Origin of the sequence: Burkholderia ubonensis (assembly GCF_902833085.1) — a bacterium.
Taxonomy (GTDB): domain Bacteria; phylum Pseudomonadota; class Gammaproteobacteria; order Burkholderiales; family Burkholderiaceae; genus Burkholderia; species Burkholderia ubonensis.
The window spans coordinates 192532-210902 of the sequence record NZ_CADFEB010000006.1; the positions used below are offsets into that span (position 1 = coordinate 192532).

Sequence of the window (18371 nt, forward strand, 5' to 3'; positions counted from 1 at the left end):
GCCGGATTTGCATCGAAGCAAGCGCATTCCGCGCGGAGAACCATCCACCCGTATCAGACAACAGGAGGAAGGAGATCATGGCTGACGAACTGATCGACATTGCGATCGTGGGCGCAGGGATATCGGGCGTATATAGCGCATGGCGCCTTCAGCAGGCCGATTCGCGGCGCAAGATCGTCGTATTCGAAGGCAGCGATCGCATCGGCGGCCGGCTGCTGTCGGTCAAGCCGCCGGGCATCGACAATATGGTGGCGGAGCTCGGGGGGATGCGCATCCTGCCGAAGGTGCAGCCGCTTATCGCGAAGCTGATCGACACGATCAATCCGATCCTGCCGCCGAGCCAGCATATCGATCTCTACAAGTTTCCGGTCGACGAGCCGGTCAACCTCGCGTATCTGCGCGGCGTCCATTTGCGGCTGTCGGATTTCACGCAGGAGCCGGCGAAGGTGCCGTACAAGTTGTCGTTCCTCGAGCGCGGGGAGACGGCGGGCGCCATCATCATCAATGCGATCGAGCAGATCGTGCCCGGCATCACCGCGAAGGGGCTGAACGAGGACCAGCGCCGGCAGATGGCCCAGCAGGCCAGCTTCGGCGGCGTACCGCTTTACAAGCAGGGCTTCTGGAACGTGCTGTTGCGCGTGATCGACGGCGAGGCGTACCAGCTCGGCGTCGACGCCGGCGGCTACAACACGACCCTGACCAACTGGAACGCGGCAGACGCGATTCCGTGGTTCCTGTCGGACTTCGGTGTCGGTGCGTCGTACATGGGCTTCAAGAAGGGTTTCCAGGAGGTGCCGAAGTCGGTCGCGGGGCTCTTCATGCAAGCCGGTGGGGACGTGCGGTTCGGGGCGACGGTAGCCGGCCTCGAATGGGTCGACGGCGCGTTCGAGTTCCACGCGCAGGGCAAGCGGATCCGCGCCCGCCAGGTGATTCTGGCGATGCCGCGGCGGGCGATCGACCTGCTCGCGCAAAGCAGCGCGATGCTCGGGGAAATCAGCGGATTGACGTCGAGCGTCACGCCGCGCCCGCTGTTCAAGCTGTTCACGACGTATGCGAATCCGTGGTGGCGCGCGTCGGGTTATACGCGGACGACGGCGACCGGCGAGTCGGAGTTCGTGCCCGTGGAGCTGGGCAGGTCGGTGACGGATTTGCCGGTGCGGCAGGTGTACTACTGGCCGAAATCGGATGGAACGGCCGCGACCGGCGGGCCGTCGATGCTGCTCGCTAGCTATGACGACGGCACCAACGTCGGGTTCTGGGACGGCTTGCGGCCGCAGCGCCGGCAAGCACGGCAAGGCGGCCGCGAAGTGGCGGAGGTGACGGATCCGTTCATCGGCGCGGATGCCGACCAGGCCGACGAATTGCCGTGGTTCCGGTATCACGCGCCGCGGCGGATGGTGGCCGAGGTGGCCCGGCAACTCGCGACGGTTCACGGGCTGGCGCATACGCCGGAAGTCAGGAACGCGGCGTTCCGGGACTGGGGCGATGATCCGTACGGCGGTGGATGGAACAGCTGGAATATCGGCGTGAAGAGCTGGGAGGTGAAGCACAAGATCGTCCAGCCGATCGACGGCAGGCCGCTGTTCATCTGCGGGGAAGCGTATTCGGATGCGCAGGGGTGGGTGGAGGGGGCGTTGCAGACTGCGGATTTTGTGTTGGAGAGGTTGGGGGTTGGGGGGCTGTGAGGGCTGGGTGAGCGGTGCGGCGGGGCGGACGCGCCCCGTCGCGTGTATGCCGCGTTTGGATCGACGCTCGCCGTGGATGGATGAGCCACAGCGCCGCGTGACCGGCGCGGGAGTAGCCTTGCGCAAGCCAGCAGGCGAGTGGTTGCGATGGGGCGATCCGCGTTGGCCGGAGACGGAGAGGAGTCTCTCTGATGATTTCCGGGCGGCTCAAACCGACCCACTGCCGGTCATCGTTGTGCAGTAGCGGTGACCGCTTGCAAGGTACAACGCCCCTTCTTTTAGGCGGGTAGTGAACCGTCGCTCACCAACTGAATCCAGACATCTACATATAGGGACGGCCGTCCATTGGAACAAAATTATGCGAGCCGACGGAATCCTGTGTGCAATCCCCGTCCACTAATCATCGCGTTGTACACTTTGGCCCGATCTAACACGGGAAGGCATACAGGATGGCACTACCAGCTCTGTGGTTTGCAAATAAAGGCCAGATCATTCAGACGGCCTCGGCAGGCGTATCGCTCGTAGCTTCGATCGGTACGGCCTTGGCCAAGGCACCGGGCTGGCTGACAGGTGGGCTGGTCGGCTTGGGCGTCGGTGCCGTCTGGGCGTTGCTCGGCACCCGTTCACCATCGGTGGCATCTGCGGCACCGACACCGCAGAGTGCGCTGACTCTAGTGAGCCATGAATTTGTGGTGGATGATCGTGAGCAGATCCATTACAAGCGCAAGGTCTACCTGACGTTCCTGAACTCCGCGGCGCAGGCGTTGGTCATTGGTCCGGAGACAACTTGGAAGAACGCGGACCTTCATGTAAGCACCACATCGGAGCATGTCTGGCAGGTGGAAGGGCCAAAAGGCTTTCGCAACAACGACTGGACCAAGGAGGCGACTGCGGTGATCGTCCCACCCGGCATGCGTGTGCGGACGTGGGTGGGGTTGCCGATCGGTGCTAGCAAGCTCGACGTCGACGCCTACCTGAGCCAGCGCCGAGCCGGCACGCTTGTCACCCAGGTCGCCTGGCAGAACAGGGCCGACCTCACACTCTGAAGCGAATATGCGCGGCGCCCAGTCCGGGCGCGCACTGGTCCCCAATCGTTGCCGCAATGAATCCTTCAGTCGTGATCTTTTAGTTCGACACTGTCAATATCGACGATATCTATCGATGCCTCGTCGATGAAATCGAAGTTTTCGAGATCCTTCAGTTTGTTTTTGATAACCGAGATTCCAACGGTCCCCTTTACGACGATCAAGAACTCATCCTCGGCCTCGTAATAGTGATCGTTGTGATCGGTAATCGACGGACCCCTTCTATTGCCGAAGTGTGCGTAATAATCGGCCTTAAAGATGTAGTAGTAGGCCTGTACGGTCATTTCGAGTGTGAACGGAATCCCAAATTCGCCGTCGCCGAAAAAGGCGAAATCAGACCACTCCAGCTCAAGATCTGTAACATCGCCATAGCCATTGATGGTTGCATGGCCTTCATCATCGAGTGGTGCCGCCCGGTCGATCTTCTTCCACATGATGTTCTCGCCGACCGTGCTTTCGACCACATGGCTTATAACGCCCGTCTCTTCTTCGAATTTTTGGATGGCCGTCTGAATTTGTGCCGAATTATCCAGCACGTCGAGATCGAGTAGTTTTGCCTGGATCAGCGGGGATTCGATGAACTGGCTGAGGTCTTCGTATGTGACGATAGATTTCTGTTTGAACGCCTCCCGGAGCTTCTTGTCATGCGCGACGAAATGTACCTCTTTGGCTATTGCAGCCACTCGTTCGACGGCGCGCGCGATGAAGCTGTCAGGAATGTCGTTCCGAACCTTCGCATCCTTGAATGGTGCCGTACCTTTGAAATAGGCTTCGAATGCCGAGATCGCCTGGTCGGCGGATAGAGAAAGGCGTTGCGCCCCGACTTTCTTAAACCACTCAACAATTTCTCCTTCGGCATCAGCCAATACCGCTGCCTGTGCATCATCGAGCTCCTTGGCCCAAGCCGGAATTTTTTGCAGCACTACGGGGATTGCGCCGGTCGGGAAATTGGATAGTTCCTTGAATCCCGCGAGAACGTCACGCAAAGCATCGCCGTATTTCTTTCTCTGCTGCGTCTGGAATTCCCGCTCGATGATGTACGGCACATGCAACGTGACGACTTTCTCGACAAGAAGACGTTCCAAGGCTTTGAAAGGCAGCTTTTGGCGTTTTGGATCGTCGCGGTAAATATTGGTGTCGAGAATTACGTGGATCACTTTGTCCTCTTGCGGCAGCGTTGGCCTTGTGCGATATAGTGAAAGGGAAGTGGAATTCTAAGATGTCTTGGCATCGAGCGCGATATCTTTGAACGCTTTTATGCAGTGCAGCTAGCTGAGTCGACTAAACCGGTCAGGGGGGAACTGAGATATTGTTCAATTCACAGTGATGTTGTTCGCATGAGCAGCCTAGCTCGACCTGACGATCGAGGATCGATTCTGCCACCCGGTAAGACCGAAGGAATGGTTCTGGTCCCATTGCAGGTGACGATCCATTACCGCCGGCGATGGCCGCCGACGCGACGGGGAGTCTCGGCGTTCATGTGACCGTTCACGAAGTCGAGCTGCCGACTGAATGTCCTAGCAATGTATCGAACGTACGTCCCTTCATGGCCGACTGTTGCCGCCGTGGTCGGCCGTACTCGACGCTGAGCCGCCGTTCGCCCAAAGACTGCCCTCACGGCGGCTTTCAGCTACAAACGGACGTACGCTGTCATGTCGGTGGTTGACACGTGGCGATGTTCGCTATCGGTTACCATGAGCGACGTAGCTAACCGGGGCCGGAGAACGAGCTATGCGCATTGAATTCATTGAGATCGCCAACTTTAGAAAACTATTATCAACCCGAGTAGGATTATCCTCCGAAAGGACCGTTTTCGTTGGGGCCAACAATAGCGGAAAGACGTCCGCCATTACGGCACTCCGTTATTTCCTCGTCGATCGAGAGCGATCAAACTTTTGCTTTAACGACTTCACGCTCTCCCATTGGCCGGCGATCAACGCGATGGGCGCTGCTTGGGAGGCGGAGCATATCGCGAACCAGCCGTTGCCAGAGCCTGAATGGGGTCGGGTGTTGCCGTTCCTCGATGTTTGGCTTCAAGTTGCCGACAACGAAGTTCACTACGTCCAGAAGATACTGCCCACCCTCGATTGGGATGGTGGGCGGTTAGGTGTGCGCATGCGCCTCGAACCGAAGGATGCCGCGCAACTGCAGCACGAATATATAACTGCACGGTCCCAGGCGTTGGCGCTACGGGCAGCCGGCGCCGCCTTGGCCGAGACGGAAGGCACGGCGGCAGCCGATTTTCAGGTCGCAATTTGGCCGCAAAACCTTGTCGAGTTCCTGCAGCGCCGGCTGGCTATGTTTTTCACGGTCAGGGCCTACGTGCTTGATCCGACCGGTTGTGTCGATCCGGAGTACGGCGTAGCTAAGCCGCAGGCGCTCAATGGAAGCGAGCCAATCGACGGTGATCCGTTTCGCGGTCTCATTCGTATCGACGAGATCAGTGCCCAGCGCGGCTTCGGTGTGGCAGGCGAAAATAATGATGATGAGGCAGCCGTCACCATCAGTGGGTCGCGGAAACTGTCAACCCAGCTTCGCCAGTACTATACCCGCCATCTCGATCCTTATGAGAATCCGGATGCGCAAGACCTCCTTGCACTCAAGGCGATCGAGGAAGCTCAGAGAGCCTTTAACCTGCGACTTAGCGACGGCTTCAAGAGCCCGCTCAGGGAAATGCACAAGCTTGGTTACCCGGGTGTCACGGATCCTAAGCTGAACATTTCGACGCGATTGCGTCCCGTTGAGGGTCTGAACCACGACGCTGCCGTACAGTTCGTCGTGCCGATCCATGACGGTGTAAACGCCATCGACTTATATTTGCCAGAGGACTCCAACGGGCTGGGCTACCAGAACCTCATCTCCATGGTCTTCCGTCTTATGTCTTTCCGAGACAGTTGGATGCGTGTCGGTAAGGCCAAGCACAAGGCTGCCGACGACACTATTATTCCGCCTTTGCATTTAGTGCTGATTGAAGAGCCCGAGGTGCATCTTCACACCCAGGTCCAGCAGGTTTTCATCCGCCAGGCGCACAAGATTTTGCGCAACCATGCCGATCTCGGTGAGAGCCAGAATTTCGTGACACAGATGGTGGTCAGCACTCATTCGAGTCATATAGCCCACGAGTGTGAGTTTGACTCCCTGCGCTATTTCCGCCGCTTACCGGGCGGCGAAAAGGCGATTCCGACCTCGTGTGTCGTCAACCTGGAAAACGCGTTCGGTGCGGATTCGGACACGAAGCGCTTCGTGACCCGTTACCTGCGTGTTACTCATTGCGACCTGTTCTTTGCCGATGCGGCGGTTTTGATCGAGGGGCCTGCCGAACGTATCCTCGTGCCCAATTTTGTAAATTGCCTCCCGGAGTTCGAGAAGCTTTCGGAGAGCTACATCACCTGGCTTGAAATCGGTGGCAGCCATGCCCACAAGCTACGCAGCCTGATCGAGAAAATCGGTCTTACCACACTGGTCATCACCGACATCGATTCCTGCAATGCGGCGGGCGCCAGTGCGCCGCCGGTACGTGGCGCGGGTTGCACGACCCGCAACACAACTCTGCGGACGTGGTGGCCCGTCATCAATGAACTGGACCCGCTGCTCGACAAGCCCGAGAATGAGAAGGTGAAAGTCTATGTAGAGGAGAACTTCTCGGTACGAGTTGCCTATCAGTCGCCCATCCAAGCGACGTTTAAAGGCACCACCGCCGAGGCACTTTCCTACACTCTTGAAGACGCGATAGTGATGGCGAATCTCGACCTGTTTGAGACATTGCCGGGAACCGGACTCATCGCCAAATTCCGCACTGCCATCACTGGCAGCGCCGACCTAAATGCTCTGAGTGAGGCACTCAAGATCGCGCTTGAAGGAGGCGGAAAGGCTGAATTCGCACTGGACCTGCTTGAGATCGAAGACCCGCTTTCGCTGAAACCTCCCGCTTACATCCGCGATGGCTTGCTGTGGTTGACAACCCGACTTGAGCACAAACAGATCGAGTTGGGGCTTACTCAGGTGGCAGGCGAAGAAGGTATCGAGGCGCCCACCGCACCTCAGGAGATAGCGGCATGAGCAACGTCGCCACTGCACCGTCGAACGTTACGCTTGACGATCATGTAGAAGATGAGTTGGCTAGGTTCCTGAGCCTAGAAAAACCCACGAGCTTCTTCCTGTTTGCCGGTGCCGGTTCGGGCAAAACTCGCTCACTTGTGAACGCGCTGAACTATTTGGCTAAGACCTACCGCGATACACTCCGTCTGCGCGGACGGCAGGTCGCAGTTATCACGTACACAAATGCAGCATGCGACGAGATAACGCGGCGCACCGAGTACGATCCGCTATTCGTCGTGAGTACCATTCACAGCTTTGCGTGGTCGCGCATACAGGGATTAAACAATGACATCCGCGCGTGGCTGAAAGACAATCTACGGCGCGAGATCGCCGATCTTCAAGCGGAAGAAAAGAAGGGCCGGGCAGGCACTAAGGCGTCGGCCGCGCGCCAGACCCAGATCGAGTCCAAGCAGCGCCGGTTAGACCGGCTTGCCGACATTAAAACCTTCACCTACAACCCCAATGGAGACAATCGGGAGCGCAACGCGCTGAATCACAGCGAGGTCGTCAAGATATTCTCAACGTTCCTACTCGAGAAGCCGCTCATGCAGCGCATCTTCGTCGAGAAGTTCCCGTTTTTGTTGATCGATGAGAGTCAGGACACTAGCCGCGCGCTCATTGACGCCCTGCTCGTAGTGCAGAAAGCGCATGCCGATCGTTTTTGCCTAGGCCTCATCGGTGACACGATGCAACGCATCTACCCGGACGGCAAAGAGCGGATTGAAAGCGAGATACCCCAGAACTGGGCGACGCCGGAGAAGAAACTAAACCACCGCTGCCCCCAGCGCATTGTGCGGCTCATAAATCATATTCGCGGGGGCGCCGACAATCACAAACAGGAGCCACGTGATGACCGGCCGGAGGGCTGGGTGCGGCTCTTTGTTTTTCCGGTCGGTACGCCGGAAAAACCCGCCTTGGAGCGGAGAGTCCAAGACTATATGGCGGCGCTCACGGGTGACCAGGATTGGGCCGACGCCAGCAAATGCAAAATATTGACCTTGGAGCATCATATGGCAGCCCGGCGAATGGGTTTCCTGCAGATGTTCGAGGCGCTGGCGTCCGTGGACGATTATCGGACAAGCTTTCTCGATGGTAGCTTTGCGCCGACGCGGTTCTTCACGCACTACGTCCTGCCGCTTGTCACGGCACAGCAGAAAGGGGATAAATTCGCGGCGACCAAGCTAGTACGGGAAAGCTCCCCATTGCTAAGTAAGGAAACGTTGAAGGGGAACGATAAGCCGATAGCACAACTCCGCGCCGCCCAGGCAGCCATTGACAGCCTGATGGCCCTCTGGGGCAATGGCGAACCCACCTGTGCTGCGATCGTCGCAAACATTGCCGAAACCAATCTCTTCGTGATCCCTGACGGTCTCAAAGCCGCTTTGGCGGCCGAGCAAACCAGGCCAGCGGAAACGCCCGACGATGAGGAGGCAGACCCTCTAGGCGATCATATAGCGGCGCTCGTTACGTTTCTCGACTGCGCGTTTTCGGAAATCGCACCGTATGCCGCCTATGTCGCGCACGAGGCTCCATTCGATACTCATCAGGGGGTGAAAGGGTTGGAGTTCGAGCGTGTCATGGTCCTCATGGACGACGGAGAGGCCCGAGGCTTCCTGTTCGGTTATGACAAGCTACTAGGCGCCAAAGCACCCACGGCCGTCGACCTCAAGAATGCCCAAGAGGGCAAGGAAACCTCTGTCGATCGCACACGACGCCTGTTCTATGTAACCTGCAGTCGCGCTCGATCGAGTTTAGCGCTCGTGGTCTATTCTCCCGAACCCGCTGCAGTGCGGGCGCACGTCATCGAAAATGAGTGGTTCGCAGCTGACGAGGTTCTATCCGAGTTGCCTTGATGGCCCCCTGACTAAGCTGGGCATAATCCCGTGCGTTCTCCGCTGGCGATTATTTCTATCGAAAGAGATCCACGTCGATAGGTGTCTTTTCCAAATGGTCGCATCTAGCACCCTCAGGTCGGCAACTGTTGCTGCCGTTGTTGCACGGGGTCGTAATGACCGCTTTCGAGGCAAAGCGGCTGTCGGCGCAAGGGCTTCTTGACTGCGGATGTCGACTTTTGACCGAACTCGGACAGATGCTCCCGCAGCATTGCTTGTACGGTGCAGCCCCACCGAATCACCTAAACTACAGAACCAACGGCCCGGCCACGCCCAAACGGCCACCCCGTCAGCTCCCCCATCATGGCGCACATCTTCTTCGCTGCCTCGATCCAACGACACATCGCAACGCCCGAGCGCGAGATCGACGCGCGCACGCTCGGCGCAGCGTTCGAAGCCGTCTTCGCCGAACAACCTCGACTGCGCGGCTACATCCTCGACGACCAGGGCGCGTTGCGCGCGCATCTCGCCGTGTTTGTCGACGGCCAGCGGATCCATGATCGACAACGTTTATCCGACGCGCTCGGCCAGGAAAGCCGGATCTACGTCGTACAGGCTCTGTCAGGCGGATAAGGGGAGCCATCGTTACCCGAAGACGAAGAGGCGCACAAATGAACGATCGATTGCTAGTCGCGACCCGCAAGGGGCTGTTCGTTCTACAGGCTGACGGCAAGGGCGGCTGGACGCTCGGCGAGCCGCATTTCGTCGGCGAGCCGGTGAGCATGGTGCTGGCTGATCCGCGCGACGGAACGCTGTACGCCGCGCTCAACCTCGGCCACTTCGGCGTGAAGCTGCATCGCCGGCGCGCGGGCGATGCAGATTGGGAGGAGTGCGCAGTCCCCGTATACCCGCCACAGCCTCCCGACGAAACGCGCACCGATGGCAATGCGAACGTAAGCACGAGCGCAAATGCGGACCCGGACAACGCAACAGGCGACCCTGCCCCCGTCCCCCCATCCCCCCCATGGACGCTCCAGCAAATCTGGTCGCTCGAACCCGGCGGCTCGGACGAACCGGGCGTTCTATGGGCCGGCACGATCCCCGGCGGGCTGTTCCGTTCCGACGACGGCGGCGACACGTGGACGCTCAACCGCGCGCTCTGGGATCGCCCGGAACGCCGCGAATGGTTCGGCGGCGGCTACGACGCGCCGGGCATCCATTCCGTGATGGTCGATCCGCGCGACAGCCGGCACGTGTCGATCGGCGTGTCGTGCGGCGGCGTCTGGCAGACCGAAGACGGCGGCGCAACCTGGCGCGTGAGTGCCGATGGCATGGAAGCCGACTACATGCCGCCGGAACGGCGCGGCGACGCCAACGTGCAGGACCCGCACCGCGTCGTGCAATGCGCGGCCAACCCCGACGTGCTATGGACGCAGCATCATTGCGCGATCTTCCGCTCGACCGACGGCGCAGCGCACTGGCAGCGCATCGAGGCGCAGCCGTCGAGCTTCGGCTTCGCGGTCGCCGTGCACCCGCGCGAGCCGGACACCGCATGGTTCGTGCCCGCCGTGAAAGACGCGTGCCGGATTCCGGTGAACGGCCAGCTCGTCGTCACGCGCACGCGCGACGGCGGTCGCACGTTCGAGCGTTTCTCGAACGGATTGCCTCCGGCGCCAGCGTATGACCTCGTGTATCGGCACGGGCTCGCGGTGGACGACTCGGGCACGCGACTCGCGATGGGATCGACGACCGGCGCGCTTTGGACATCCGGCGACGGCGGCGAAAGCTGGCAGTTGATTTCCGCGCATTTGCCGCCGGTTTATTGCGTCCGGTTCGGATGAGGGCGGGTGAGGGCGGATGAGCGCGTTGACGCCGTTGCCGTCCCCCACCTAACATCACACGAAACGATCAGGAGCATACGAACATGAGAGCGGCCCTTGTCATCGTAGTAGGCAGTCGGCGCATGGTCCGGTAGCGGCACCAGGCCGGTACCCCGTGCGCCCCCGACTCGGTCGGGGGTTTTTTTTGCCCGAAGCAACCTTGCTTACGATCGACGATGCCGACGACTCCCGAATCCTCGCCACCGAAGCTCGCCACCCTGATCCTGCTGTGCGCGGTATCGGTGCTGCCCGTGAGCCTGTTCCTGCCGTCGCTGCCGAACATCGCGCGCACGTTCGCGACCGACTACGCACTCGTCAGCCTGTCGCTCGCGGGATACGCGGTTGTTGCCGCCACGCTCGAGCTAATCATGGGGCCGCTGTCGGACCGCTTCGGACGGCGGCCGATCGTGCTGGCCGGCCTCGCGGTCTTCGTCGTCGGTTCGGTCGGCTGCGCGCTGGCCTCCGACATCCGGATCTTCCTGGCTTGCCGGGTGCTTCAGGCGGGCATTACGTCGGGCTATCCGATCTCGATGGCCGTGATCCGGGATACGGCGGGCAAGGCGCGGGCGGCGAGCCGGATCGGCTATGCGGCGATGGCGGCGGCGATCGCGCCGATGCTCGGTCCGATGGTGGGCGGCGCGCTGGACGAAGCGTGCGGCTGGCGCGCGAGCTTCTGGTTTCTCGCGGTGGCCGGCGCCGCGCTGTTCGCGTGGTGCCGGCGCGACCTCCGTGAGACCAACCTGAATCCGTCGGACACGTTGAGGCGGCAAATCCGTGCGTATCCGGCGCTGCTCCGCGCACGTCGCTTCTGGGCCTATGCGTCGTGCATGGCGTTCTCGACGGGCACCTTCTATGCGTTCCTGGCCGGTGCGCCGCTGGCCGCGAAAGCGGTATTCGGCATCCCGCCGGCAACGATCGGCTTCTACATGGGGAGCGTCACGGCCGGATTCATGTTCGGCAGTTTTGTATCCGGCCGGTACGCGGGGCGCTACTCGAGCGCGACGATCATCTTCACGGGGCGCATCATCGCGTGCGCCGGCCCGCTGATTGGTCTCGCGCTGTACTTCTGCGGCGTCCGGCACGTCTTCGCGTTGTTCGGACCGTGCATGCTGGTCGGCGTGGGCAACGGTCTGTCGAATCCGTGCGCGCATGCCGGCGTGCTGTCGGTGCGGTCCGACCTCGCGGGAAGTGCTTCCGGCCTCGCCGGCGCGATGACCATCGCGGGCGGCGCCGCGCTGTCGTCGATGACGGGCGCGGTGCTGACCGACGGCAATGCGGCTGGTGCGTCGCTCGGCATGATGCTGGCGTCGTCCTCGCTCGCGTTGCTGGCGGCGGCGTATGCGCGTTCACTGGACGCGCGCGATGGCCCTCGGTGATTCATGCCGATTCGCGCGCCCGCTCGGGTCGGCCGGTTTCGGCCCGGATTCGAGCGGGCGCATCGGCGCCCATTGCGCCTACGCCTTCGCCCCCACCACGAACTCGAACTGCGCAACCCCATCGACCCCGCCGGTCACGCGGTCCCCCGGCTGCAGCGCGCCGACGCCCGCCGGCGTGCCGGTGAAGATCAGGTCGCCAGCCTTCAGCTCGACCGAGCGCGACACCGCCGCGATGATGTCCGGCACCGGCCAGATCATGTCGGCGAGGTCGCCTTGCTGCCGGGTTTCGCCGTTGACCGCGAGCCAGATGCGGCCCGCCGCCGGATGGCCGGTGGCGGCGGCCGGCCGCAGCGCGGTCACCGGCCCCGACGCGTCGAAGCCCTTCGCCCAGTCCCACGGCCGGCTCAGCTTCTTCGCTTCGGCCTGCAGGTCGCGGCGCGTCAGGTCGACGCCGACGCCGTAGCCCCACACGTGCGACAGCGCGTCGGCGGGGGCGATCGCGCGTCCGCCGCGGCCGATCGCGACCACGAGCTCGATTTCATGGTGCAGGTCGTTCGTCAGCGGCGGATACGGGACGGCGCCGGCCGCGGGCACGATCGCATCGGCGGGCTTCGTGAAGAAGAACGGCGGCTCGCGGGTCGGATCGGCGCCCATCTCGCGCGCATGCTCGGCGTAGTTGCGGCCGACGCAGAACACGCGGCGCACCGGAAAGCGTGCGGACGACTGGTCGACTGCGACGGAAGGACGCTCGGGAGCGTCGATGACGTATTCGGACATCGGATGGCCTCGTTCGGGTTGAAGACGGAGCCGGCGCGCGCGTCGCGCGGCGTCCGGCATGCGTGAACGATACCCGACGCGCACCACGCCGGATGCGACGCAACTGCGTTTTTCCGGGACAAAACTACGCGTCGGCGTCCGGCAGCGCGGCGTTCGCGTCGCGATACGCCTTCGGCGACACGCCGACCCGCGCGCGGAACCGCCGCGCGAAATACCCCTCGTCGCGAAAACCGACCGCGCGCGCGATCTCGGCGATGCGCCGGCTGGTATGCGCGAGCAGCGACTGCGCGAGCGCGATGCGGCGCTCGGTCACGAGATCGGTGAACGTGCTGCCGGTCTCCTTGCGGATCAGGTGCGCGAGATAGTTCGGCGACAGGAACGCGGCCTCGGCGGTGGCGGCGAGTGTCAGGTCTTCGCGGGTCAGGTTCGCGCGCACGTGGCGCAGCACGCGGGCGAGCGCGTCGCGCCGGCCCGCGCGGTGCGCGCCGCGCTGCGCGAGCTTGTCGAGCGCGCCGGCGTACTGCGTGCAGACGATCCCGATCAGCTGCAGCAGGTAGCCGCGCAAGAGCGTCGTCGAGCCGAACGTGCGGGCGCGATCGGCGTCGATCATGCACAGCGCGAGACGGCGCGCCTCGTCGAACGCGTCGCCGGTGAGGATGAAATCCAGATGCTCCTGGAAGCGGAACGGCGTCAGCTCGGGAAAACGGTGCGCGGGCACGTCCTCGAGGTCGAGCGGATCGACGTCGAGATCGGCGCGCAGGAACGCCTGGCTGAAATTGATCACGATGAAGTGCGCGCCTTCCGGATGCGGAATCAGGTGCTCGCGGTACGGCAGCACGAACGCGAGCGCGCCGCGCGGAAACGGCCGCGTGACGCCGCCGATGCGCTGCTCGGTGTCGCCGCCGAGGTTGAACTGGATCTGGAAGTACGCGTGCCGGTGCGGCTCGGTGATCGCCTGGCGCGACGCCTGGTCGCGGATGTAGAAATCGAGCCGGTCGCTGCGTTCGGGCATCCCGTACAGGCGCGGCGGGGCGGAGGAGGACATGACGGATTCGGCGATTCGTGACGCAAATGAAGCCGCGATGGTACAGCGAACACGGCGCGGCCGGAACGGGCCGCGCCGGCGTGGCCCGTCACGCCGCGGCCGCGTCCGGGAAGAACCCGAGGTAGCGGAACGTCCGGGCGTCGTCGGCCGCGCTTGCCGTCAGCCCGGCCGCGGCGCCCGTCGATGCGAGCGCGTCCACCGTCGCCGCGCGATTGGACAGCAGCGTCCATTGCGCGCCCCCGTCGTCCGCCTCGACCATGGCCGGCGCGGCGCGCACGCCGTTCAGCGCGGCGAGCAGTGCGTCCGGCGGCGGCGCATGGATCACGAAGCCTTCGTTGGCCACCGCCGCCGTAGCGACGCCGAGCGCCGCGCACACCTGCGCGCGCAGCGGCGCCTCGGCCACGTTCGCCGCGCGCGAGCGCTCGATGTTGCGGCGCGTGTCGTCGTCGACGATCGCGCCGCCGCGCAGCAGCGGCGTCGTGTGCCACGCGTCGGGCGGACAGGCTTTGCCTTCGGGCGACAACTCGACGAACGGATTGATTTCCGCCGGATAGATCCGGCACACGAGCGGCCGTTCGTCGTAGATCCCGCAGCGCATGTCGGCGCGCAGGTTCGGGCAGGGTCCCGCGTAGGACGCGGTGAGCACGGTCGTCACGCGCACCGGCAGCGCGCCGCTGAGCGCGGGCGTCGAGCGGGCCCGCTTGTGTGCGGCGAACGCGTTGTCCGGTTCGGGTTCGACGGGCCACGGGATCGCGTCGCACAGCAGCTCCACGCGGCCGCCGCGATGCAGCCACGCGATCGCTTCGTCGACCGTCAGCGGGAGCCGCAGGTCATGGCAGCACTTGCCGCAGGCCGTGCACGCGAAATCGATGTCGTTCACTCAGGGTTCCTGGTCGGATTCGGGGTTGGGGTCAAGGCTCGACGAGCGCGGCAACCCGGCGGCGCAGTTCCGGCACGACGTCGGCGTCGAACCACGGATGGTGCTTGAACCATCCCGTGTTGCGCGGCGACGGATGCGGCAGCGGCAGCACCGCCGGGCCGTAGTCGCGCCACGCGTGCACGGTGTCCGTCAGCGTCGCCTTGCGGGTGTCGCGCAGGAAATGCCGCTGCGCGTACTGGCCGACCAGCAGCGTCAGGCGGATCGCCGGCAGTTCCGCGAGCAGGCGGTCGAGCCACAGCGGCGCGCATTCGGGGCGCGGCGGGTTGTCGCCGCTCGCGCCGCGGCCCGGATAGCAGAAGCCCATCGGCACGATCGCGAAGCGCGATGCGTCGTAGAACGTGTCGGCGTCGACGCCGAGCCAGTCGCGCAATCGCTTGCCGCTCGCGTCGTCCCACGGGATGCCGCTCGCGTGCACGCGCGCGCCGGGCGCCTGCCCGACGATCAGGATGCGGGCGTCGCGGTGCGCGCGCAGCACGGGGCGCGGGCCGAGCGGCAGCTCGGCTTCGCACACGCGGCACGCGCGGATTTCGGCAAGCAGCGCGTCGAGCGGCGCGTGCGGTCGGTTGGGCATCGGGGGTATGCGTTGCGGGGTGCGGTTTCGCGGCGAGTCGCGCGCGGATCGGATTTCAATGGGGAGCCGGGGCACGCACGCCGTTCATGGAACCCATTCGGGGGACCTACCCCGAACGCATGGCTCAGTCGGCGCGCGTCGCGCCCATTTCGGCGACGGCAGCATCATACATCGCGGTTTGCGCGACCGCAGCAATGCGCGCGCGGTCGTCGTCCTGCGAGTCGTCGCGCATGCCCCAGCGCCGGTACTGCGACAGGAACCACAGGCCGTCGTCGGCGCAAGGCCGGTTCACCGCGCCGTTTGCATGAAACGCGACCGGCAGCGGCGGCGCGGCGAACGGCCCCGCGCCGTAGTCGCCGAGCAGGCGCGGCGCGATCAGCGCGGCCGGCACGCCGATCGCGTCCGGCGACGCGAGCCAGTCCGCGGCCTCGCGGCGGTGCGCGGGGCTGTCGAGCCACGCGCACGCGTCGACGAGCGTGCGGATCAGCGCGCGCGCGGTATTCGGATACAGCTCGGTGAAATCGCGCCGGCACGCGAGCGCCTTTTCCGGATGATCGGGCCAGACCTCGCTCGTTACGGCGACGGTGCGGCCCGCGCGGCACGCCTCGGCAACCGCATGCCACGGCTCGCCCGCGCAAAAGCCGTCGAGCTCGCCTTGCGCGAGCGCGGCGACCATCTCGGGCGGCGGAATCACGACGCTGCGGATCTCGCGCAGCGGATCGACGCCGTGCGACGCGAGCCAGTGGTAGAGCCACATCGCGTGCGTGCCGGTCGGGAAGGTCTGCGCGAACACGGGCGGGCGGCCGAGCGTCGCGAGCGCGTCGCGCAGGTTGCCGCGCGCGCGGAACGCGTCGGCGAGCGGCCGGGAGAACGTGATCGCCTGGCCGTTGCGGTTCAGCACCATCAGCACGGCCATGTCGGCCTGCGGGCTGCCGATGCCGAGCTGCATCCCGCAGACGAGGCCGTACAGCGCATGCGCGGCGTCGAGCTCGCCGGACAGCAGCTTGTCGCGCACCGCGGCCCACGACGGCTGGCGGCTCAGTTCGAGCGTGAGGCCGTGGCGCGCGCCGAGGCCGAGGCGCTGCGCGACGATCAGCGGGGCGGCGTCGCTCAGCGCGACGAAGCCGAGACGGAGATGCGCGCGTTCCGGCGCGGCGGCGGTCGAAGAGTTCATGGCGGTGACGGTCATGGTTGCGGATCGGCCGCGAGCACCTGGCGCGCGGCGTCGACGATGCGGATGCCCTGGTCCATCGCGCGCTTGCGCAGCATCGCGTACGCATCGTGCTCGGACAGCTGGCGGCGGTCCATCAGCAGGCGTTTCGCGCGATCGATCACTTTGCGGTCGGCGAGTTCGCGCTCGACGTCGGCGAGCCGCTGGCGCAGCGCTTCGTCGTGCGAGAAGCGGGCGAGCGCGACTTCGAGGATCGGCGCGAGCCGCTCGGCGGACAGCCCTTCGACGAGATACGCGCTGACCCCCGCGCCGACCGCCGCGCGGATCAGCGTCTGGTTGGCGTCGTGGCTGAACATCAGCACCGGGCGGGGCGCGGTCGCGTTCATTACCGCGAGCTGTTCGAGCGTGTCGCGCGACGGCGATTCGGTGTCGATGATCACGACGTCGGGCCGCTGCGCCTCGACGGCGGCCGGCAGCCGCGCGGGCGTCGCGACTTCGTTCAGCATCTCGTAGCCGAGGCGCGCGAGCGCGTCGCGCAGGTCGCCGATCGGTTTCTGCGTATCGGTGACGAGCAGCACGCGCAGCCTGACGGGTGTAGCGGACGCACTCATGATGCAAGCCGATGAAACAGGTGAGCGGCGTCCCGGCGGGACTTCCGCCGGCCGCCGTGCAGGCGGCCGACGCTTTCAATATAGATCGGCGGCATGCGCCGCATTGCGCGCCGCATCCTACGCCGCGCGCCGGGTGGCGGGGTCGGCATCGACGTCGCTCGCGCCGGTCAATGCCGCGGCTTCGCCGATCGCTGCGCCGACCAGGATCACCGCCGGGCTGCCGAGCCCGGCCTGCGCGACGCCTTGGGCCAGCGCGCCGAGCGTGCCGGTCCAGCGGCGCTCGGCGGGCGTGCCGGCCCATTGCACGGCAGCGGCCGGCGTCGAAGCGGGCAGCGCGGTGAGCAGGCCGGCGGCGATGCGCTCGATGCGCGTCATGCCCATATAGATCGCGAGCGTGGTGCCGGTTGCCGCAAGGCGCGGCCAGTCGGGTTCGCCGTGGTCCTGCAGGTGCGCGGTGACGAACGTGACGCCCTGGCAGTGATCGCGATGCGTGAGTGACACGCCGAGGCTCGCGGCCGCCGCGAAGCCGGACGAGATGCCGTTGACGATCTCGACCGGAATCGCCGCGTCGCGCAGCGTCTTCAGCTCCTCGCCGGCGCGGCCGAACAGCAGCGCCTCGCCGCCCTTGACGCGCACGACGTGCGCGCCGCGCAGCGCGTAGCGGCGCATCAGCCGCTCGATGAACGCCTGCGGCGTCGAGCGGCAGCCGCCGCGCTTGCCGACGCGCACGACGCGCGCCCGGGGCGCGAGCGTGACGATTTCCGGGTTGACGAGATCGTCGAGCAGTAGCACGTCGGCGGCGGCGAGCGCCTTCACGGCCTTCAGTGTGAGCAAATCGAGATCGCCGGGGCCGGCGCCGAGCAGGGTGACCTTGCCAGTCGTCATGATGAATTCCATTGCCACGCGTGCGTGGCGGTCGATTGCGATGCGGGTCCCGGTGCGGTTGGCCGCAGGCGCGCGCCGAAGCGACAACGGCATCCGCCCGTGCGTTCGGCACGGAGGGACGCCGTTGTCCGGTGCGTCCCCGTCAGTGACGGCGGGCGCGCGTATTGCGAGTACCGCACATCGGCGCCGTTGCCGATGTCTCCTGAGCTTTCAGCAATATCCGGGCCAGCTTTTGAGCGCGGCGTGTGGCGCATCGCACCCCGCCGCGCATGGCCGCCGGACGCGCATGCCGGCCGCACGGATGCGCGCCGGTGCGATGCCGCAAGCGTGTGCGCCATTCACCAGAAGCGTGCACCGTGTCGCCGCACGGCGACAGTGCTGCATCGCACCACAACTGTGCCTCGCTGCATCGTGA

15 protein-coding genes are annotated in these 18371 nt (G+C 64.5%); 7 read left to right on the forward strand and 8 right to left on the reverse strand.

The window, feature by feature from the left end:
• Positions 1–77: 77 nt before the first annotated feature.
• Together HWX31_RS18110 and HWX31_RS18115 are read left to right on the forward strand one after the other, a co-directional pair.
• Positions 78–1685 (forward strand): flavin monoamine oxidase family protein, encoded by a 1608-nt coding sequence (locus HWX31_RS18110; RefSeq protein WP_174959634.1) that lies wholly within the window; start codon positions 78–80, stop codon positions 1683–1685.
• A gap of 449 nt (positions 1686–2134) precedes the next feature.
• Positions 2135–2731, forward strand: a complete 597-nt coding sequence (locus HWX31_RS18115) for a hypothetical protein (protein ID WP_174959631.1) — start codon at positions 2135–2137, stop codon at positions 2729–2731.
• Between the two features lie 65 nt (positions 2732–2796).
• Here HWX31_RS18115 and HWX31_RS18120 read toward each other — a convergent pair whose 3' ends face one another.
• Entirely contained in the window at positions 2797–3927 is a 1131-nt protein-coding gene (locus tag HWX31_RS18120; RefSeq protein WP_174959630.1) for a PIN domain-containing protein, read from the reverse strand.
• Positions 3928–4501: 574 nt separating this feature from the next.
• On the opposite strand from HWX31_RS18120, the gene HWX31_RS18125 reads away from it, so the two are divergent.
• The 5 genes from HWX31_RS18125 (at position 4502) to HWX31_RS18145 (ending at position 11956) form a co-directional block, all read left to right on the forward strand.
• Complete coding sequence (locus HWX31_RS18125) at positions 4502–6829, forward strand: AAA family ATPase (protein ID WP_174959628.1); 2328 nt, start codon at positions 4502–4504, stop codon at positions 6827–6829.
• Positions 6826–8721: a UvrD-helicase domain-containing protein gene (locus HWX31_RS18130; RefSeq protein WP_174959626.1), complete on the forward strand. Its 1896-nt coding sequence runs from the start codon at positions 6826–6828 to the stop codon at positions 8719–8721. Before HWX31_RS18125 ends, HWX31_RS18130 begins: the two co-directional genes overlap by 4 nt.
• Positions 8722–9063: 342 nt before the next feature.
• Entirely contained in the window at positions 9064–9333 is a 270-nt protein-coding gene (locus HWX31_RS18135) for a ubiquitin family protein (RefSeq protein ID WP_174959624.1), read from the forward strand.
• Positions 9334–9371: 38 nt separating this feature from the next.
• Entirely contained in the window at positions 9372–10541 is a 1170-nt protein-coding gene (locus HWX31_RS18140; protein WP_174959622.1) for a WD40/YVTN/BNR-like repeat-containing protein, read from the forward strand.
• Between the two features lie 215 nt (positions 10542–10756).
• Positions 10757–11956, forward strand: a complete 1200-nt coding sequence (locus HWX31_RS18145) for a multidrug effflux MFS transporter (protein ID WP_174959620.1) — start codon at positions 10757–10759, stop codon at positions 11954–11956.
• A 78-nt stretch (positions 11957–12034) separates the two neighbouring features.
• Here HWX31_RS18145 and HWX31_RS18150 read toward each other — a convergent pair whose 3' ends face one another.
• The 7 genes from HWX31_RS18150 to cobA all read right to left on the reverse strand — a co-directional run bounded on the left by HWX31_RS18150 (position 12035) and on the right by cobA (position 17956).
• Complete coding sequence (locus HWX31_RS18150; protein ID WP_060088935.1) at positions 12035–12733, reverse strand: fumarylacetoacetate hydrolase family protein; 699 nt, start codon at positions 12731–12733, stop codon at positions 12035–12037.
• 124 nt (positions 12734–12857) lie between these two features.
• A complete protein-coding gene (locus tag HWX31_RS18155; RefSeq protein WP_059637818.1) occupies positions 12858–13778 on the reverse strand; it encodes a helix-turn-helix transcriptional regulator in 921 nt (306 codons plus the stop codon).
• Positions 13779–13866: 88 nt separating this feature from the next.
• Complete coding sequence (locus HWX31_RS18160) at positions 13867–14658, reverse strand: YkgJ family cysteine cluster protein (protein WP_174959618.1); 792 nt, start codon at positions 14656–14658, stop codon at positions 13867–13869.
• 31 nt (positions 14659–14689) lie between these two features.
• The gene (locus tag HWX31_RS18165) at positions 14690–15289 is read right to left on the reverse strand and encodes a uracil-DNA glycosylase family protein (protein WP_174959616.1); all 600 of its coding nucleotides are present in this window, start codon (positions 15287–15289) and stop codon (positions 14690–14692) included.
• A 124-nt stretch (positions 15290–15413) separates the two neighbouring features.
• Entirely contained in the window at positions 15414–16463 is a 1050-nt protein-coding gene (locus HWX31_RS18170; protein WP_174959614.1) for a CmpA/NrtA family ABC transporter substrate-binding protein, read from the reverse strand.
• Positions 16464–16474: 11 nt separating this feature from the next.
• Positions 16475–17071: an ANTAR domain-containing response regulator gene (locus HWX31_RS18175; protein WP_174959612.1), complete on the reverse strand. Its 597-nt coding sequence runs from the start codon at positions 17069–17071 to the stop codon at positions 16475–16477.
• A gap of 117 nt (positions 17072–17188) precedes the next feature.
• Positions 17189–17956, reverse strand: coding sequence for a uroporphyrinogen-III C-methyltransferase (gene cobA / locus HWX31_RS18180; RefSeq protein ID WP_174959610.1), 768 nt, complete (start codon positions 17954–17956; stop codon positions 17189–17191).
• Positions 17957–18371: the final 415 nt, after the last annotated feature.

Bases quoted from the DNA above. Each gene is read 5' to 3' on its own strand.
- HWX31_RS18170 (WP_174959614.1), bottom strand. From the start codon at position 16,463: ATGAACTCTTCGACCGCCGCCGCGCCGGAACGCGCGCATCTCCGTCTC.
- HWX31_RS18140 (WP_174959622.1), top strand. From the start codon at position 9,372: ATGAACGATCGATTGCTAGTCGCGACCCGCAAGGGGCTGTTCGTTCTA.
- HWX31_RS18145 (WP_174959620.1), top strand. From the start codon at position 10,757: ATGCCGACGACTCCCGAATCCTCGCCACCGAAGCTCGCCACCCTGATC.
- HWX31_RS18165 (WP_174959616.1), bottom strand. From the start codon at position 15,289: ATGCCCAACCGACCGCACGCGCCGCTCGACGCGCTGCTTGCCGAAATC.
- HWX31_RS18125 (WP_174959628.1), top strand. From the start codon at position 4,502: ATGCGCATTGAATTCATTGAGATCGCCAACTTTAGAAAACTATTATCA.
- HWX31_RS18110 (WP_174959634.1), top strand. From the start codon at position 78: ATGGCTGACGAACTGATCGACATTGCGATCGTGGGCGCAGGGATATCG.
- HWX31_RS18175 (WP_174959612.1), bottom strand. From the start codon at position 17,071: ATGAGTGCGTCCGCTACACCCGTCAGGCTGCGCGTGCTGCTCGTCACC.
- HWX31_RS18135 (WP_174959624.1), top strand. From the start codon at position 9,064: ATGGCGCACATCTTCTTCGCTGCCTCGATCCAACGACACATCGCAACG.
- cobA (WP_174959610.1), bottom strand. From the start codon at position 17,956: ATGACGACTGGCAAGGTCACCCTGCTCGGCGCCGGCCCCGGCGATCTC.
- HWX31_RS18130 (WP_174959626.1), top strand. From the start codon at position 6,826: ATGAGCAACGTCGCCACTGCACCGTCGAACGTTACGCTTGACGATCAT.
- HWX31_RS18155 (WP_059637818.1), bottom strand. From the start codon at position 13,778: ATGTCCTCCTCCGCCCCGCCGCGCCTGTACGGGATGCCCGAACGCAGC.
- HWX31_RS18150 (WP_060088935.1), bottom strand. From the start codon at position 12,733: ATGTCCGAATACGTCATCGACGCTCCCGAGCGTCCTTCCGTCGCAGTC.
- HWX31_RS18115 (WP_174959631.1), top strand. From the start codon at position 2,135: ATGGCACTACCAGCTCTGTGGTTTGCAAATAAAGGCCAGATCATTCAG.